The 16,300-nt window shown below is 58.8% G+C and carries 15 protein-coding genes, 1 other RNA gene and 1 pseudogene; 9 read left to right on the top strand and 8 right to left on the bottom strand.

What is annotated here, in order from left to right:
* Positions 1-789, bottom strand: coding sequence for a DUF2182 domain-containing protein (locus RGAI101_RS02495; RefSeq protein WP_008225998.1), 789 nt, complete (start codon positions 787-789; stop codon positions 1-3).
* A gap of 90 nt (positions 790-879) precedes the next feature.
* Between RGAI101_RS02495 and RGAI101_RS02490 the strand changes: the two genes are divergently transcribed.
* From RGAI101_RS02490 to RGAI101_RS02465, 7 genes are all read left to right on the top strand, one after another.
* The gene (locus RGAI101_RS02490) at positions 880-1,635 is read left to right on the top strand and encodes a FadR/GntR family transcriptional regulator (protein ID WP_008228418.1); all 756 of its coding nucleotides are present in this window, start codon (positions 880-882) and stop codon (positions 1,633-1,635) included.
* 48 nt (positions 1,636-1,683) lie between these two features.
* Positions 1,684-2,030, top strand: a transfer-messenger RNA (tmRNA) gene (gene ssrA, locus RGAI101_RS21470).
* A gap of 237 nt (positions 2,031-2,267) precedes the next feature.
* Entirely contained in the window at positions 2,268-3,518 is a 1,251-nt protein-coding gene (gene chrA, locus RGAI101_RS02485; RefSeq protein WP_083792068.1) for a chromate efflux transporter, read from the top strand.
* A gap of 72 nt (positions 3,519-3,590) precedes the next feature.
* Entirely contained in the window at positions 3,591-4,055 is a 465-nt protein-coding gene (locus RGAI101_RS02480; RefSeq protein ID WP_037227161.1) for an SspB family protein, read from the top strand.
* A 111-nt stretch (positions 4,056-4,166) separates the two neighbouring features.
* Complete coding sequence (fumC, locus tag RGAI101_RS02475) at positions 4,167-5,561, top strand: class II fumarate hydratase (RefSeq protein ID WP_008226389.1); 1,395 nt, start codon at positions 4,167-4,169, stop codon at positions 5,559-5,561.
* Positions 5,558-5,734 carry a DUF4169 family protein gene (locus RGAI101_RS02470; RefSeq protein ID WP_008226655.1) on the top strand — a complete coding sequence of 59 codons (177 nt, stop codon included), beginning with the start codon at positions 5,558-5,560 and terminating at the stop codon, positions 5,732-5,734. Before fumC ends, RGAI101_RS02470 begins: the two co-directional genes overlap by 4 nt.
* Positions 5,731-5,964, top strand: coding sequence for a ribbon-helix-helix domain-containing protein (locus RGAI101_RS02465; RefSeq protein ID WP_037227158.1), 234 nt, complete (start codon positions 5,731-5,733; stop codon positions 5,962-5,964). Before RGAI101_RS02470 ends, RGAI101_RS02465 begins: the two co-directional genes overlap by 4 nt.
* A gap of 289 nt (positions 5,965-6,253) precedes the next feature.
* Here RGAI101_RS02465 and RGAI101_RS02460 read toward each other — a convergent pair whose 3' ends face one another.
* The 4 genes and pseudogenes from RGAI101_RS02460 to RGAI101_RS02445 all read right to left on the bottom strand — a co-directional run bounded on the left by RGAI101_RS02460 (position 6,254) and on the right by RGAI101_RS02445 (position 10,598).
* Entirely contained in the window at positions 6,254-7,147 is an 894-nt protein-coding gene (locus tag RGAI101_RS02460) for a fructose bisphosphate aldolase (RefSeq protein WP_008227592.1), read from the bottom strand.
* Between the two features lie 68 nt (positions 7,148-7,215).
* Positions 7,216-8,567 (bottom strand): annotated as a pseudogene (locus RGAI101_RS02455) (cytochrome P450).
* On the bottom strand, positions 8,564-9,790 hold the full coding sequence (locus RGAI101_RS02450) for a hypothetical protein (protein ID WP_037228899.1): 1,227 nt from the start codon (positions 9,788-9,790) through the stop codon (positions 8,564-8,566). Before RGAI101_RS02450 ends, RGAI101_RS02455 begins: the two are co-directional and overlap by 4 nt.
* 55 nt (positions 9,791-9,845) lie before the next feature.
* Complete coding sequence (locus RGAI101_RS02445) at positions 9,846-10,598, bottom strand: cytochrome c biogenesis CcdA family protein (RefSeq protein WP_037228897.1); 753 nt, start codon at positions 10,596-10,598, stop codon at positions 9,846-9,848.
* 103 nt (positions 10,599-10,701) lie between these two features.
* Here RGAI101_RS02445 and RGAI101_RS02440 point away from each other — a divergent pair, with 103 nt between their 5' ends.
* Complete coding sequence (locus RGAI101_RS02440) at positions 10,702-10,929, top strand: sulfurtransferase TusA family protein (protein WP_008225242.1); 228 nt, start codon at positions 10,702-10,704, stop codon at positions 10,927-10,929.
* Positions 10,930-11,013: 84 nt separating this feature from the next.
* Here RGAI101_RS02440 and RGAI101_RS02435 read toward each other — a convergent pair whose 3' ends face one another.
* Positions 11,014-13,794: an Rne/Rng family ribonuclease gene (locus RGAI101_RS02435; RefSeq protein ID WP_157044610.1), complete on the bottom strand. Its 2,781-nt coding sequence runs from the start codon at positions 13,792-13,794 to the stop codon at positions 11,014-11,016.
* 585 nt (positions 13,795-14,379) lie between these two features.
* On the opposite strand from RGAI101_RS02435, the gene RGAI101_RS02430 reads away from it, so the two are divergent.
* On the top strand, positions 14,380-14,670 hold the full coding sequence (locus RGAI101_RS02430) for a hypothetical protein (protein ID WP_008228352.1): 291 nt from the start codon (positions 14,380-14,382) through the stop codon (positions 14,668-14,670).
* A 62-nt stretch (positions 14,671-14,732) separates the two neighbouring features.
* Here RGAI101_RS02430 and RGAI101_RS02425 read toward each other — a convergent pair whose 3' ends face one another.
* Both RGAI101_RS02425 and RGAI101_RS22300 read right to left on the bottom strand, forming a co-directional pair.
* Positions 14,733-16,067 carry a sigma-54-dependent transcriptional regulator gene (locus RGAI101_RS02425; protein WP_008228923.1) on the bottom strand — a complete coding sequence of 445 codons (1,335 nt, stop codon included), beginning with the start codon at positions 16,065-16,067 and terminating at the stop codon, positions 14,733-14,735.
* A 3-nt stretch (positions 16,068-16,070) separates the two neighbouring features.
* The coding region (locus tag RGAI101_RS22300; protein ID WP_037227156.1) for an ATP-binding protein at positions 16,071-16,300 on the bottom strand (230 nt) is incomplete at its 5' end.

Below are 16,300 nucleotides of genomic sequence, written 5' to 3'. Positions count from 1 at the left end.
CTATCCTCCTGAGTACAAGGGCCAAGCTGCCACGGCGCATGCGCCGAGGATCAGCAAGACACCCATTGGTCTTGTCACCTTATGCCCGATCTGCGGCAGTTTTTCGAGCACCATGAACAAGGTCGCCAGACCCATCCACGCCAGGTTCATCACGCCGCCCGCAAAGCCAAGCACCATGAAGCCCCAGCAACACGCCACGCAAAATGACCCCAGCCCCAGACCCATGCGCACCCCGCCGGCAAAGCCGGGTTTCCAGTGGCCCATGAAATACATCATCGGCGAATGGCACACCCCATGGCAGATTTCTTTGGCGCGGGTGAACTGGAACAGCCCCACCGCCAGCAAGAGCGCGGCAGCCATCCAACGCGATTTGGCGATGCCCAGCATGTCGATCACGCCGCCGTAAAGCAATGCCAGCTGCACCAGCGCAATCACCATGGCAAAGCCGAGCCACATGATGAAGTATCCCGACAGCACCCCGAACCACCCTGCCCGCGTGCCATTGGCACTGACCATCAGATCTTCGTAGCTGCGCAGGGTCGGGATCATCGTAGGCAGCATCATTGCCGCCATCATGCCCCCCCACATCACCGCCAAGGGGCCGAAACGGGCCATCGGCATCTCCATGTCCATACCCGGATCCATGTTGCGCATCATTTGCCCCGTGGCGTCGGGACGGCCCAGCAGGTCCAGCCCCATCCCTGTGCTCATGGCATACATTATCGACCATGCCGCAAGGATCAGGCCGAAAAAGCCAAGCCATAGGGCCGAACGGATAACGGGTGCCATGTGACGCGATCCTCCCTGACCTGTGCGACTCAGTGCTTGAAAAAGTAATGTCAGACAATTAGGGTTTTTCAAACCAGAAATGTAAGACATATGAACATCGACCGCCTTGGCCCGCCCCTTGACCAGCGCGCGGATTTGTCCGCGCAGATCGCCGCGAGCATCCGCGATGCCATCATCATCGGAGCGTTGATCGTCGACGAACGCCTGCCGTCCGAGGCGGAACTATCGCTCAGGTTCGACGTATCCCGCGCCACGGTGCGCGAAGCGCTGAAACGTCTGGCCGCGCAATCGCTGATCCGTACGCAACGCGGGGCGACAGGCGGTGCCTTCGTGAACCGCATCAGCTTTGAGGCGGCGCAGGCCCAGCAGATCACGACCTCCACCCTGCTCTTGTCGATGAACGACGTAAGCTTCGAGACCGCCTGCGAGGCCCGTTATGCCCTGGAACGTGCCTGTGCGCCGCTGTCGGCTGATCGCAGACACCTTCACCATCTCACCGTGATGCGCGACGAAATTGAGCGCCAGGCCGACGCAGGGCTGACGGACGAGGCGTTTTGCGCCTCGGATGTCGCCTTTCACAGGGCGCTGGTTGATGGCGCATGCAACCCGGTCCTGTCATACCAACTGGCGGGCGCGGTCGAGGCGATGCAGCCGTTGATGAACATGATCACCTTCACCGCCAGATCGCGTGACGCGATCATTACCCTGCACCGCACGATTGCCGACGCGATCGAGGCGCAGGATGGCCAGGCCGCAAGCGCGGGGCTGACAGCCCTCGAGGCGGAAACCCAAACCCTTGCCCGGCGTGTCTTTGCAAGGCGCAGCGGAAGCCCGACCCCGCTTTGAACGCCGATCCACGATGAATAGCACGACATGTCGACTTTCGGCTTAAAGAGCCTTGCAAACCGCGCCGGGGTTCCTATGTTACGTCTGTCCTTAGGGACTATGGATATAAACGCGCATGTAATAAGCGGTTCGGACCCGGGGGCGGTACCCGGCGACTCCACCAATAATCCGTCATTTGCGGATCATGGGGTCGAAATAGGATCGACGAACGTCTAAAGATGTAGCTTTATCTCGGCTGACTGCCACCGTTATCGGCGTAAAATGTACAATTGCAAATGACAATCGTGCTCCAATGGCGATGGCCGCGTAAGCGACCGGAACTATTGAAACTTAAGTCCTTACGTTTAGCGACCTAAGGCGGGGTTCGCAGGTACCTGGCAACAGAAACCTGCACTTTCCCTCCCATTTTATCCTTTATGATCAAACCGCATTTCCTGCCGCTGACGTCGGTCCGGAAGAATGCCTTCGGCGAGGATTTTAGACCATTTGGAAGCCAGGTATCGCGCAACTTGACGGTGGATCTGTTGCCATGTCATTCAGATCTCATGGGGTCCGGGAGCGATGCCCCAAAGGGTGCTGATCAATGATGACCAAATTCCAGTGAGCCGAGATTGCCCTTCGGACTTCGCCGCGTGAGCGTGCCAGGCTGGCATGAGATGGCGCGTATCTTTGGCCGCATCGGGATACTGTCCTTTGGCGGACCAGCCGCACAGATCGCATTGATGCACCGCGAGCTGGTCGACCGTCACGGCTGGCTGAGCGAAGCGGCGTTTTTGCGCGCCTTGTCGTTGTGCATGCTCTTGCCGGGGCCCGAAGCCATGCAATTGGCGACATATGCCGGTTGGCGGTTGCGCGGCACGTTCGGCGGGTTGTTAGCGGGGTTGTTGTTCGTCGTCCCCGGCGCGGCGCTAATCGCCGTTCTGGCGTTGGGCTATGCCAGTTTCGGTCAGGTTCCGCTGGTGCAGGCGGGTTTCCTGGGCATCAAGGCGACCGTGATCATCGTGGTCTTTCAGGCGTTGCGCAACGTAGCGGCCAAGGCACTGCACGGGGCCGAGGCTGGCTTTTTGGCGGGGCTGTCCTTTGTGGCGCTTTTCATCTTTGGGTTGCCCTTTCCGGTGATCATACTTGCGGCGGGCATCTGGGGGGCGTTGCGGCAAACGGGCGATATGTCTGCCGCCGACGTGGTCCACCCGCCGCAGGCCCAATCGGTCAGAACCCTTGCGCTGTGGGGTGGTCTGTGGGCCACGCCGCTGGTGGTACTTTGGCTGATGGGGCGGGAATTTCTGCTGCAACTGGGGCTGTTCTTTTCCAAACTGGCGGTCGTCACCTTTGGCGGAGCCTATGCCGTGCTGGCCTATATGACGCAAAGCGTCGTGCAGGATTACGGCTGGATCACGACCCAGCAGATGATCGACGCGCTTGGGCTGGCGGAAACCACGCCCGGTCCGCTGATCCTGGTAACGGAATTCGTGGCCCTGCTGGCCGGATTTACCCAAAGCGGCGTGACAGGGGCCATCGCTGCGGGGGTTCTGGCGCTTTGGGTGACATTTACCCCCTGTTTTCTTTGGATATTCCTTGCGGGGCCGTATCTGGAAAAGATATCAAGCCAGCCAAGGCTTGCCGCGGGATTGCGCGCGATCACTGCCGCTGTCGTCGGTGTCATCGGCAATCTGTCGGTCTGGTTTGCGCTGCATGTCTTGTTTGAACGGGTCACACCTGCCGCGATTCTTGCGATGCCCCTGCCCGACTGGTCCAGCTTCAACGGTGCCGGTTTCGCGCTGACCCTGCTTGCCGCAGTTTTGATGGTGCTGCGCGGCTGGGGATTTGTGTCAACGATGTGCATCTGCGCGATTGCCGCGCTTTTTGGGGCCGTGTTGCTATAAATCGACCGACCCCCTTTTCACTGTTGTGAAATGCCGTATGGTGGAAACGTCAGATGGAGGCATGAGACCGATATGAGCCGAAGCATTGAGTATGGCAACCTGATGCACGACGCCATGCGCGGATTGATCCGGCAGGTTCTGCTGGACGTGGCCGCCAATGGCTTGCCGGGAAACCACCATTTTTTCATCACGTTTGACACCGAACACCCCGATGCCGAACTGGCAGATTGGCTGTCCGACCGCTATCCCGGCGAGATGACAGTCGTCATGCAGCATTGGTACGACAAGCTTGAAGTCACCGAAGAGGGTTTTTCGGTCACGTTGAATTTCGGCGACGCACCAGAACCGCTGTATATCCCTTATGACGCGATCCGCACCTTTGTGGATCCTTCGGTCGAATTTGGCCTGAAGTTCGAGCAACAGGATTCCGGATCAGGTGACCGGGCCCTTGAGCAGAAAGAAGAAAGCGAACTGGAAGTGGCCGAAGAAGCACCCAAAGCCGCCGAAATCGTATCTTTGGACAGTTTTCGCAAATAACGATCGGCTTAAACGCGGCTTGGAGGGCGTTAGCGCCATCCGCTGATTGCGCACAGCCATACTGCGCGCTAAACCCTGACGGAATGCATTGCCACGATCAGGAGCCGACACATGGCCGATACCCGCACCGAAACCGATAGCTTTGGCCCGTTGGAAGTTCCTTCCGACAAGTATTGGGGCGCGCAAACCCAGCGGTCCATCATCAACTTCCCGATCGGTTGGGAAAAACAGCCCGTTCCGATCATCCGCGCCCTGGGTGTCGTGAAAAAAGCCTGCGCGATGGAGAACCTCAAGCAAGGTGATCTGAGCGCTGAGGTGGGCGATGCGATTGTCGCCGCCGCGTCCGAAGTGATCGACGGCAAATTCGACGATAACTTTCCTTTGGTTGTTTGGCAGACCGGCTCCGGCACCCAGTCGAACATGAACGCGAACGAAGTTATCTCGAACCGTGCGATCGAGATGCTGGGCGGCGAGATGGGATCGAAGAAACCCGTACACCCCAATGATCACTGCAACATGGGTCAATCGTCCAACGACACCTTCCCCACCGCCATGCATGTTGCCATCGGCATGCAGGCCCGTGACGTACTGCTGCCCGGTTTGCAAAAGCTGCATGATGCGCTGGCCGCGAAATCCGTCGAATTCAAGGATATCATCAAGATCGGCCGCACCCATACACAGGATGCGACGCCGCTGACGCTGGGCCAGGAATTCTCGGGCTACGCGCATCAGGTCAAAAAGGGTATCGAGCGTGTCAACGCCTGCCTGCCCGACATTTATGAGCTGGCCCAAGGCGGCACGGCAGTTGGCACGGGGTTGAACACCAAAAAAGGCTGGGCTGAAGCCGTTGCCGCACATATGGCCGAAATCACTGGTCTGCCCTTTGTCACAGCGCCCAACAAGTTTGAATCGCTGGCCGCCCATGACGCGATGGTCATGTTCTCGGGTGCGTTGAAAACCGTTGCAGGATCGCTGTTCAAGATCGCCAACGACATGCGTTTGCTGGGATCTGGCCCGCGGTCGGGTCTGGGCGAATTGATCCTGCCCGAAAACGAGCCGGGTTCGTCGATCATGCCGGGCAAGGTGAACCCGACGCAGGCCGAAGCGCTGACCATGGTTTGTGCCCACGTCATGGGCAATGACGCCGCCGTCGGCTTTGCCGGATCGCAAGGCCACTTCGAATTGAACGTCTATAACCCGATGATGAGCTATAACGTTTTGCAATCCATGCAACTTTTGGGTGACAGCGCATCGGCCTTTACCGACAATATGGTCGTCGGCACACAAGCCAATGTCGACCGTATCGACAAGCTGATGAAAGAAAGCCTGATGCTGGTTACCGCGTTGGCACCCACAATCGGCTATGACAACGCGACCAAAGTCGCCAAGACGGCCCACAAGAACGGCACGACCCTCAAGGAAGAAGCAATCGCCTTGGGCTTTGTCGATGCCGAAACATTCGACCGCGTTGTGCGGCCGGAACAAATGATCGGACCAAAAGAATGAGCGCCCCCATCAACCTCAACAAGGTCAAGAAAGAGCGCAACCGCGCTTCTCGTAAAGCCCGCGCTGACGAAAACGCAGTGAAGTTTGGCCAAAGCAAACCGCAAAAAGATGTGATTAAAGCGCGTCTTGAGCAGATCTCGCGAAATCTGGAAGCCCATAAGCGCGATACATGAGCGCACGGCCCATCAAACACTCGGTGACCCTCAAGGGTCACCGGACATCCATTTCACTGGAAGATGAGTTCTGGCAGGAACTCCGCGGCTTGGCCCGCGATTTGGACATGCCGATAAACGCGCTTGTCGCACAAATTGATGCGGACCGCGGGATCGAGGCGGGATTGGCCTCGGCCATCCGCGTGTATGTGCTGCGGACGTTAAAGGATCGTTTGCCACAAGACGATTAGTCTAGTCCGATGATGATACCTGCCCACTGTCCCCCCATGTCCGGGTTACCCAACATTTTATAGCCAAAGCCGCACGCGAAGGTGGCGCTATCCGACGCAAAATTTGTGATATCGAATGATAACGTCGGGCGCGTCCCCTTCGAGGCTGAGTTGAAGCGGCGCGGCTATCATGCCGTATAGAACGCAGGGCAATTGATCATCTTTTGCAATCAAGAGCCCATACGTGTGATTTTATGGCCGATTTTTCCGCAAAAAAACCGGTATGGAATTTTTGAAAATTCCGGATGCTTTACGCGACCGATGCCTTGTAAATTTTATCGATATTCGCACCAAGCGCTGCGTCGAATTCTGCGTCGCTCATCTTGACGTTCAACCCTTCCGTCAATGCTCGTGAGAAGCTGGCGATCATCTTCTTGTTCTGGCCCAGACGGTCGCAAGCGTCATCCGTCGAATATCCACCCGACAGTGCAACAACCCGCAGCACATTGGGCAGATCGGCCAGGCTGTCATAATGGCCCGCGTTTTCCGGAATTGTCAGTTTCAGCATGACCATGTCGTCTGCCGGGAATGCGGCGAGTTGCTTTTCCAGCTCGGCCTTCAAAATTACCTCGCAGTCGGCCTTGCTGTCCGAATGAATGTTCACCTCAGGTTCGATGATCGGCACCAGACCCGCGGCGCAAACTGTCTTTGCCACTTCAAACTGCTGCGCAACGACAGCCGTGATGCCCGTCGCATCGGCAGAGTGGATGACCGACCGTTCCTTGGTCCCGAAGATGCCCGCAGTCTTGGCGCGTGCCAAAAGGCTGTCCAGTTCAGGCATCGGCTTGAGCATCTGGACGCCATTAACTTCGTCCTCCAAGCCCTTGTCAATCTTGAGAAAAGGCACGACGCCACGGTCTTCCCACAGCAATGTTGCCACAGGCTTGCCATTGATCGTCTCGTCCATCGTGCGTTCAAACAGGATCGCGCCAAGGACCTTGTCGCTGGTAAAATCATCCGCCAGAATGATCCGCGCCCGCATGTCATGCATCGCCTGAAACATTTCGGCGTCGCCCGAATAATCCGACGGCTCAACGCCGTACAGGCTCAGCGCCTTCGGGGTCGATCCACCCGACTGGTCCAATGCCGCCACAAATCCCTGGCCGTCTTTCATCTGTGTGCGTTGTGCGTCTGTCGTGCTCATGGTGTTTCAGGCCCTTATTGATTCCGTTTCGCCCGGTCTAAAGCATCTGCGCGCCCGATGATATATCGTTAGCGCCTGACAATGCGCAGCCAGATGCCATCTTTTGACCGAACAGTCAGATGTGCAACCGGAACGGGCACGCGGGCATCAACGGGTTCAACCCGGAAATCCCGCAAGAGACGCGACAGGATCAGCGGCCCTTCGACCATCGCAAACCCCGCCCCCGGGCAAACCCGCGCCCCAGCGCTGAAAGGCAGATAGGCCTCGCGGCCGCATTTCTGCCCGTTCTCGGTATGCCAGCGGTCGGGGTCGAACCCGTCGGGATTGTCCCAAAGCCGTTCATGGCGGTGCAGGTGCCACGGGCTGATCACCAGTTGCGATCCGACCTTGATGTCACGCTCCCGAAACTGCTCGGGGCATGTGGTCTCTCGGACCATCATCGGGACCGGAGGGTACAGCCGCAGCGCCTCGCGAAAAACATCCCTGCTCAGGCGCAGCTTAGACATCACCGTGAAATCACAGGCGTCGATCTGTTGCGCTTCCTGCGCCAGACGGGCCTGCCAGTCAGGATGCGTTGCCATCAGATACAGCGCCCAGCCAAGCGCCGAGGCACTGGTTTCATGACCTGCCAGAAAAAAGATCGCGACCTGATCGACCATCTCTTGGGTCGTAAACGTATCGCCGTCCACAGGGTCGACCGTGGTCATGATCTTGGTCGCCAGATCGGGAGGAGCAGTACCGGCCGTGATCTGAGCCATGCGGCTTTCGGTCAACGTGGTGATCAGCCGGCGAATTTTGGCAGCGCTTGACCGGGTGTCGCGGCGAAACAGCGCGGCAACCAACGCGGCAACGGAATGAAGGCAGCGATGTTGAGGATCGGCTGACTGCGCTGGTAGGTCTTGAATTCGTCAAAAACATCCCGCGCCAGATGGTGGTCGATCGGGATCGAAAACAGCGTGCGAAAGATCACATCGGCAGCGGCATGGCTGGTTTCAGCCTCGATCTCGACCACCTGCCCGTCCAGGTCCCCGAACCGCACGGCAGCCGCTTCGGCGGCGTCCCACATGGCGGGAAAAGTTTCGCGCAGACGGCCGCCTTCGAACGCGGGGTCGATGATGCGGCGCTGGCGTTTCCATGTCTGGCCATTGGTTAGAAACACGGAATTCCCCAAGAGCGGGCGCAGCCCTTCGCCAATGCGATCCGACTTAGGAAAATCATCGGGCCGTGTTTTCAACACCGTCTTTACCAGATCGGACTGGTTCATGAGATAACTGCGGAAGAACGGCGTTTTGAATTCAGCCATCCAAGCGCGATACAGACGTGCCGGCTGTGCGGACAGAATGTCTTGGCGAAACAATTTGGAATAGCGCCACAGCGATACCTTATCCGGGCGGCTATCCGGCTTGGGGGGCATAGTCATGGCGCGATCGAGGTGAATTTATTCACCGGTTTCACGATCCGCGACCTGGACGCGGGGCGTCCGGCATAGCGTTGGGCCAACCTTTGAGGGCCAGCCGTGATCTGGAAATAGTCGTAATCCTTGGGCGCATCAAAGGCGCAAAGATATTGAAAATGGAGCCGGAAAAACCGCCAACGCAATTCCTTCCAACGCTCTTTGCTCAGCGATTGGGTGAAGGCGGCGGAAAACACCAGAGGCCATTTTTTACCCTCTGGCGCGACGCCGGACACCGCCACAGGATCGCACAGCGCAAATGCGCAGCCATCGCCGGGGGCGGTGACGTCGATCCACGTCACCTCGTCGCGCTCCGACAGATAGCGCAGGTCTGCACGCAAGCGGTGCGCGTCACGCAGGAAGGACACCATGGGCACCACCTGCCCCAAAGTCAGAAATCCGAGCGCGGGACCATCGGCAGGCACCTGACCGGCGCGCACAAGATCCGCGAGGATCGACACCCCCAGATGCGCACCGGAGGAATGTCCAACCACCAGCACCTCATCCACATTGGATTTCAGCGCCTCGGCTATCGCCTCGCCAAACGCGGTCATACGGCTTTCAAGCGCGTGAGGATTCGCCCCCCGCGTTGATGCCCCGAAAGCGTAATCATGCATAAGGTAATAGGCGAAAAACTTGCCGTCCTTCTTCTTGAACCACCTAAGCACTTCCCAGCCCAAGAACGCCCCGATCGCGGCCGCTACACCGGTGAACCACGCAGCTCCGACAACATAGGTCATCCCCAGAAACAGCAGCCAGCCCGCAAGGACCGCAAGGCCAAGCTGCACCAGCAACATGCCCACAGGATAAAGCGCCGCAATCACCGGCCCCTTGCGCAGTTGCATCAACCGCCACAGCGCGCCCGAGCCGATATAGACCCACGCCGTTTGCACGAGCTGCCCGTAAGTCGCGAAAATCGAATTGCTCATCGAGATGCGCACGATATCGGACCAGACCAGCACCTCGACCTGCGCCGCCACATCGCGACCGTCGATATGTGCCGCCACGTTCCACCCGTAATTCCCCTTGGTCTTTTTCGGGCTCAGCGCGATATCATAGCCTGAGATGCGCGCCTGCGCGGTGCCTTCCTTACGGTAAAGCTCGCGGTAGCGGCGCGGGTGGATGGGGTCATAGCCCGGAATGTAGAACACCCGGCGCGTTTTGACTGTCTGCTCAGAGTTCTCGGCCATCATCCACCTGCATTTGACAGCAGCTTAGACAGAATTTTTGGCGAGAGTAAGACCTCTAGCCCAAGGATCCGAGCGCAGGGAAATTTTCGAGCAACCAGAATGAAAACGTTGAAAATGCGCCTGTCAGCAGTGCCAAACCAACCAGGATCAACAAGCCGCCCATGATGCGTTCGATCAGCTTCATGTGGGGCTTGATCCGGTTCATCAGCAACGTCGCGCGGGTGATGAACATCGCTGCCAGCAGGAACGGGATGCCAAGCCCTGCGGCATAGACACCCAGCAGCATGGTACCGCGTGCGACGCTTGCCTCGGAGGCCGCGAGCGACAGGATCGCGCCGAGTTGCGGACCGATGCAAGGGGTCCAGCCAAAGGCGAAGGCAAGGCCCAGAACATAGGCCCCGAAAGACGACCCGCCCTTGTCGCCAGCGTCAAGGCGGGCCTCTTGATCCAGAAACGGGATGCGGAAGACGCCCAGAAAATGCAGACCGAAAATCATCACGACAAGACCTGAAAGACGGGCGAAAACCACTTGATTTTGCAGGAAAAACGCCCCGAAGGCCGAGGCCGTGAACCCAAGGATCAGGAAAACTGTGCTTAGCCCCATGACAAAGAACAGCGCCGCGACAACCGCCTTGCGCCGCGCCGATTGGACGCTGGACATATCGTTCAAGGTGACGCCGCTCATGTAGGCCAGATAGGGCGGCACGATGGGCAGGACGCATGGGCTGAGAAAGCTGATGATCCCCGCCGTCAGTGCGATGAAAATGGCGGGCAAAAGCCCCGCATCGATAAGGTCAATTCCGAACATGGCACCACCCATACTGCGCTTCGCACGCCGCGTCACGCCCCGACGCGTGCCATGATGTCACAAGGTTGTGGACGCGTTGAAACATCTGACTTATCTCAGGGCCATGAACAATGAACATATTCTTGATGCGACCGGGCTGCTCTGCCCGCTTCCCGTCCTTAAAGCCCGCAAACGGCTGCAAAGCCTGAGTTCTGGCGACACTTTGACCGTGCAGGCCGATGATCCCGCCGCGATCATCGACGTGCCGCATTTCTGTGCCGAAGCAGGGCATGAACTGGTCAGCAGTGATCTGGAAAACCCCGTGCAGGTCTATGTAATCCGCAAGAAATAACGCGGCTATTACCAGCGAACTGAGCCTATAAACGAAAAAGGCAGGCCTCGCGGGGCCTGCCTTTTGTCTTGATATCTTATCGGGTCAACCGCCCAACGACCACCATCCGCGCCGTTTTGGCTTGGCTGGCTTTTCTTCCACCGCCACTGGCTCGGGTGCCTCTTGAGGTTCTGGCGCAGCCTCGACCTTGGCTTCCGGTTCGGCCTCGGCCTGAGGAGCTTCAGCAACCGCTTCCACCGCTGCTGGCTCTGGCGCGGTCTCAACGACAGGCTCAGGGGCTTGCTCTGAAACCGGCTCGGCTTTGGCTTCCTCTACAGCTGGCTGAACCGCCGGCGCTTCAACCGGAGCCGTTTCAGCAGGGGCAGCAGCTGTTTCAGCTTCCGGAGCGGACGCCTCTTCCGTCTTTGCCTCGGCTTCAGTCTCGGCGGGTGCGGCATCGGCCGCCACCTTCGGCTTGCGCTTGCGGGTCCGCTTGGGCTTAGGGGCCGGTTCTTCTGCAGTCTCATCAGCGGCTTTGGAATCTGCGTCCGTTGCGGTTGCCTCGGCGGCCTCGACCTTGGGCTTGCGGGTCCGGCTGCGGGTCCGCTTGGGCTTTTCTTCCGGCTCGGCCGCTTTTACGTCCTCGCCAGCAGGCGCATCAGCTTTCGCTTCCACTGCATCAGACGATTTTTCATCGTCGGTCTTCGTGTCGTCAGACGAACCGTCGTCGGAGCCGCTATTGTCACCATTGCCGTTTTCATCGCCGTTGGCTTTGCCACCCCGGCTGCGCCGCCGACGCCGCCGACGCCGCTTGGGCTTGTCTTCGCCGTCTGTCTCGCCATCGGTATCGGACGTGCCTTGCGTCGCGTCAGTATCGGTGCTTTTCGCTTCTTCCACGTCTACGGTGACGTCTTCGGCCTCGGCTTCCTGCTCGTCGATCTCATCCATCAAGGATGCGTTTACGGACACGACATGTTCAACGGGGACCACGACACGTGTGGCGGTCTTGAACTTTTCGATCTTGAAGTCGGGGCTGACAAGGGTCGGATCGCCTTCGACCCGCACGGACATGCCGTACCGGCCTTCGATATGAGCAATATGTTCGCGTTTTTGGTTCATCAGGAAGTTGGCGATGCCGACGGGCGCGGTGATCAACACCTCGCGCGACCGCTTGCGTGTGCCTTCTTCCTCGATCTCGCGCAGGATCGACAGGGCGAGGTTATCGTCCGACCGGATCAAGCCGGTGCCGTGGCAGACGTGACACGGCTGGGTCGTCGCCTCGATCATGCCGGGGCGCAGGCGCTGGCGCGACATTTCCATCAAGCCAAAGCCCGAGATGCGCCCGATCTGGATGCGCGCACGGTCGGTTTTCAGCTTGTCTTTCATCATCTTTTCGACGGCGGCGTTGTTGCGGCGTTCGTCCATGTCGATGAAATCGATCACGATCAGACCGGCCAGATCGCGCAGGCGCAACTGGCGGGCAACTTCGGCGGCGGCTTCCAGGTTGGTCTTGGTCGCGGTCTGTTCGATCGACCCTTCCTTGGTGGCCCGACCCGAGTTCACGTCGATCGCCACAAGCGCTTCGGTCACACCGATCACGATATAGCCGCCCGACGGCAGTTGAACCGTAGGATTGAACATCCCCGAAAGATACGATTCCACCTGATAGCGCGCAAAGAGCGGCATGGTTTCCTCGTAACGCTTCACGTTCTTCGCGTGGGACGGCATGATCATCTTCATGAAGTCCTTGGCGATCCGGTAGCCGCGTTCGCCTTCGACAAACACCTCGTCGATCTCGCGGTTGTAAAGATCGCGGATCGACCGTTTGATCAAATCGCCCTCTTCGTAGATCTTGGCGGGGGCGATGGATTTCAGCGTCAGTTCGCGGATCTGTTCCCACAGGCGTTGCAGGTATTCGTAGTCGCGTTTGATCTCGGCCTTGGTGCGTTGCGCACCGGCGGTCCGCACGATCAGGCCGGCACCCTTGGGCACCTTGATCTCGTTTGCGATCTCTTTCAGCTTTTTGCGGTCTGCGGCATTGGTGATTTTGCGGCTGATGCCGCCGCCCCGTGCGGTGTTGGGCATAAGCACGCAATAACGACCGGCCAAGGACAGATAGGTTGTCAGGGCGGCACCCTTGTTGCCGCGTTCTTCCTTGACGACCTGAATCAACAGAATCTGGCGGACCTTGACGACTTCCTGAATCTTGTAGCGCTTTGGCCGTGGCTTGCGGGCCGGACGCAGATCATCGTGATCGTCATCATCAGCAACGGATTCAATGCTGTCATCCTTTGACGATGCATCCTGCCCCTGTGGCGCACGATCATCATCATCGTCATTATCGTCCGCATCGCTGTCGCTTACGTCCTCATCGGGCTCCTCGACAGGCGTCTCGGCGACCCGCTCCATCGGAGAGGACCCTTCTTCGTCGTCCAGATCGACCGTTTCCATGCCGCTGATCTGGTCGCTGTCCGCGTCCTTGCTGGCGGTGGCGTCATCGCTGACCGTATCTTCGGCCCTGGGCTTGCCACGGCTGCGCGCCCGCGTGCGGCGCTTGGGCTTTTCGTCTTCGTCTTCCTTGGCGGCCTGCGCTTCCGCATAGGCACGCTCTTCCTCCATCAGCGCGATACGATCGGCGACGGGGATCTGGTAATAATCAGGGTGAATTTCCGAGAACGCCAGGAAACCGTGCCGGTTTCCGCCGTAGTCCACAAAGGCCGCCTGCAAAGAAGGCTCCACCCGCGTGACTTTCGCGAGGTAGATGTTGCCGGCTAGCTGGCGTTTGTTCTCTGATTCAAAGTCAAATTCCTCGACCTTGTTTCCGTCAACCACAACGACGCGAGTTTCCTCAGCGTGGGTGGCATCGATAAGCATTTTCTTAGGCATAAATCCATTTTGCACAGCTGCGCACGCGCACGCCCCGGTGGGGCCGCGCGTGACAGGGTATGTCTTGTCAGGGCGATAGGTGACGCGGCCAAGACGGGCTTCGATAAGAATGGGCCCAAAAGGCCACCTGTCTGTCTGCTCGTGGCGTCTGCACGCGTCATCGCGGTTCTTCTCCGATGGTGCAGGCCCGTTGCCAAACCTGCCACATCCATTAATTACTGCGTATGATCAAGGCCTTGGCCCGCGCCATCCGTCAGCGGTTCATTGGCCTTTTTTAAGGGCCTCAATCGGTCTGCCTGGACACCGACATGCGGGTTACCGAAGGCAGCGAAACTGTCTAGGGGCACCTGCGCGATCATGCGACAGCGCAAGCCCTTCCCCCAATTAAAGGCAGATGTGGACAAATGACAATGGTCAATCGCGCAACATCGCCAAAGGTTGAAGCCATCAGGGCCAAGCACGTCGGTCCGCTGTGCCTATACTTGACATCACGCCCCTGTGTGAGAAACAGTCTTGAGGGGGTCAGATGCCCCCGATCAACTGGTGCCCTTACAAGGGGCACAGAACGGAAATAAGGAATTTACGATGCATTTTTCCCTGCGCCTCGCGCTTTGTCTGCCATTCATGGCACTTGCCGCATGCGAAGACATGAGCATCGCGAACGACCCGGTCGCGCGGGCCGAAGCCGCATCGCAAAGAAGCTGCATCCGCGCCGTCACAAAGCACACCGGCGTATCGGGCGGCACGATCAACACGACCCTGCCCATCGTCGAGACCAACCAGTATATCGTCGATCTGCCCGGTGCCCCGTCCTGGACCTGCTACACCGATGAAACCGGTGCGGCAAAGGAACTGATCCTAACCCGCGTCGGCTGAGGAGAACTCTACTGCCAAGCCCTGTCTTCGGATAGAAAACGGGCTTGGCAGATATCAAGACGTTACAGGTAGTCCGACCGCTGCAACGCGTATTTCGCCATCTTTTCATTAAGCGTCCGGCGCGGCAGGCACAATTCATCCATCACGCTCGAGATTGAGCCTTTGTGACGCCGCATGGTGTTGTCGATCAACATCCGTTCGAATGCTTCGACATATTCCTTGAGCGGCTTGCCGTCCGTGGTCATGACCGGCTGCATTTCCTCGTGATCGGACATCAGCAAGGATGCGATCGACCCCGACCCGCGCCGCGACTGCAGCACGGCACGTTCGGCGACGTTGATCAGCTGACGCACGTTGCCGGGCCATGGGGCCTGCAACAGTTGGGCGGCTTCCTGTGCCGATACCTGCGGGGCTTCGCAGCCATATTCATCGGCGAATTCCTCGCTCAGCCGTGTGAACAGGGTCAGAATATCCTCGCCGCGCTGGCGCAGTGGCGGGACCGTGATGCGCAAGGCAGCCAACCGGTAAAACAGATCCGACCGCAGCGCGTCTTCGGACGTGCGACCTGCCTCTTGCAGGTTGGATATCGCGACGATCCGGGTCTCGGCCGGGGTGCCTTGTTCGTTGATCACGCTCAGCAGGCGCGCCTGCAAGGTTTCGCTCAACGCCTCGATGCCTTCCAACACAAGCGTTCCGCCGCGCGCTTCTTCGATTGCAGGCAGTTGCGCGTCTTCGGGCATCATCGGGCCGAACAGCCGCTTGCCAAGCGCGTCTTCTTCCAGCGCGGCGCAGCTGACCAAAACGAATTTCTTGCCCGCCCGTGACCCGACCGCGTGCAGCGCATGGGCCACCAGCGTCTTGCCAGTGCCGGTTTCGCCGTCGATCAGAACGTGACCATCGGCCTGACCGAGATCAAGAATATCTTCGCGCAGCCGCTCCATCACCGGCGATCCGCCGATCAGCTTTTTCATCAACTGGCCGCCATCGGAAAGCTCACGGCGCAGCGCGCGGTTGTCCATCACCAAACGGCGGGCGTTCGTCGCCTTCTTGGCAAGCTCGCTCATCCGGTCGGGGTTGAAGGGTTTTTCAAGGAAATCAAACGCCCCGACGCGCATCGCCTCGACGGCCATGGGCACATCGCCGTGACCTGTGATCATGATCACCGGCAAGGCGCTGTCGCTACCCATCAGTTTTTTGAGAAACTGCATCCCGTCCATTCCCGGCATCTTGATGTCGGAAATCACGATGCCCGGATAATCGGGCCCCAGCTTTTTCAACGCCTCTTCCGCACTTGGAAAGGTTTCAGTGTCATATCCCGACAGTGCCAGCCACTGGCTGATCGACTGCCGCATGTCCTGTTCATCGTCTACAATTGCGATTTTCATTGCCTGCGCCATCGTTTACTCCGCCGCCTGTGTGTTGTCTGCGCTGTCCAGAATGGGCAGCTGCATTTCAAAAACCGCGCCGCCGTTCTGGCCGTTGCGTGCGGTCAGCCTGCCGCCCAGTTCGGTCACAATACCGGACGAGATCGCAAGCCCCAACCCGACACCATCGCCGGGCTGCTTGGTTGTATAAAACGGCTCGAACAACGCATCGAGATCTTCGATGCCCGGACCGTTGTCACGGACGG

This window comes from Roseobacter sp. GAI101, assembly GCF_000156335.1.
Taxonomy (GTDB): domain Bacteria; phylum Pseudomonadota; class Alphaproteobacteria; order Rhodobacterales; family Rhodobacteraceae; genus Sulfitobacter.
The sequence above is the reverse complement of the archived record's forward strand: the minus strand, read 5'-3'. Positions and strand labels throughout refer to the sequence as shown.

Bases quoted from the DNA above. Each gene is read 5' to 3' on its own strand.
- RGAI101_RS02495 (WP_008225998.1), bottom strand. From the start codon at position 789: ATGGCACCCGTTATCCGTTCGGCCCTATGGCTTGGCTTTTTCGGCCTG.
- RGAI101_RS02490 (WP_008228418.1), top strand. From the start codon at position 880: ATGAACATCGACCGCCTTGGCCCGCCCCTTGACCAGCGCGCGGATTTG.
- RGAI101_RS02480 (WP_037227161.1), top strand. From the start codon at position 3,591: ATGAGCCGAAGCATTGAGTATGGCAACCTGATGCACGACGCCATGCGC.
- fumC (WP_008226389.1), top strand. From the start codon at position 4,167: ATGGCCGATACCCGCACCGAAACCGATAGCTTTGGCCCGTTGGAAGTT.
- RGAI101_RS02470 (WP_008226655.1), top strand. From the start codon at position 5,558: ATGAGCGCCCCCATCAACCTCAACAAGGTCAAGAAAGAGCGCAACCGC.
- RGAI101_RS02465 (WP_037227158.1), top strand. From the start codon at position 5,731: ATGAGCGCACGGCCCATCAAACACTCGGTGACCCTCAAGGGTCACCGG.
- RGAI101_RS02460 (WP_008227592.1), bottom strand. From the start codon at position 7,147: ATGAGCACGACAGACGCACAACGCACACAGATGAAAGACGGCCAGGGA.
- RGAI101_RS02450 (WP_037228899.1), bottom strand. From the start codon at position 9,790: ATGGCCGAGAACTCTGAGCAGACAGTCAAAACGCGCCGGGTGTTCTAC.
- RGAI101_RS02445 (WP_037228897.1), bottom strand. From the start codon at position 10,598: ATGTTCGGAATTGACCTTATCGATGCGGGGCTTTTGCCCGCCATTTTC.
- RGAI101_RS02440 (WP_008225242.1), top strand. From the start codon at position 10,702: ATGAACAATGAACATATTCTTGATGCGACCGGGCTGCTCTGCCCGCTT.
- RGAI101_RS02435 (WP_157044610.1), bottom strand. From the start codon at position 13,794: ATGCCTAAGAAAATGCTTATCGATGCCACCCACGCTGAGGAAACTCGC.
- RGAI101_RS02430 (WP_008228352.1), top strand. From the start codon at position 14,380: ATGCATTTTTCCCTGCGCCTCGCGCTTTGTCTGCCATTCATGGCACTT.
- RGAI101_RS02425 (WP_008228923.1), bottom strand. From the start codon at position 16,067: ATGGCGCAGGCAATGAAAATCGCAATTGTAGACGATGAACAGGACATG.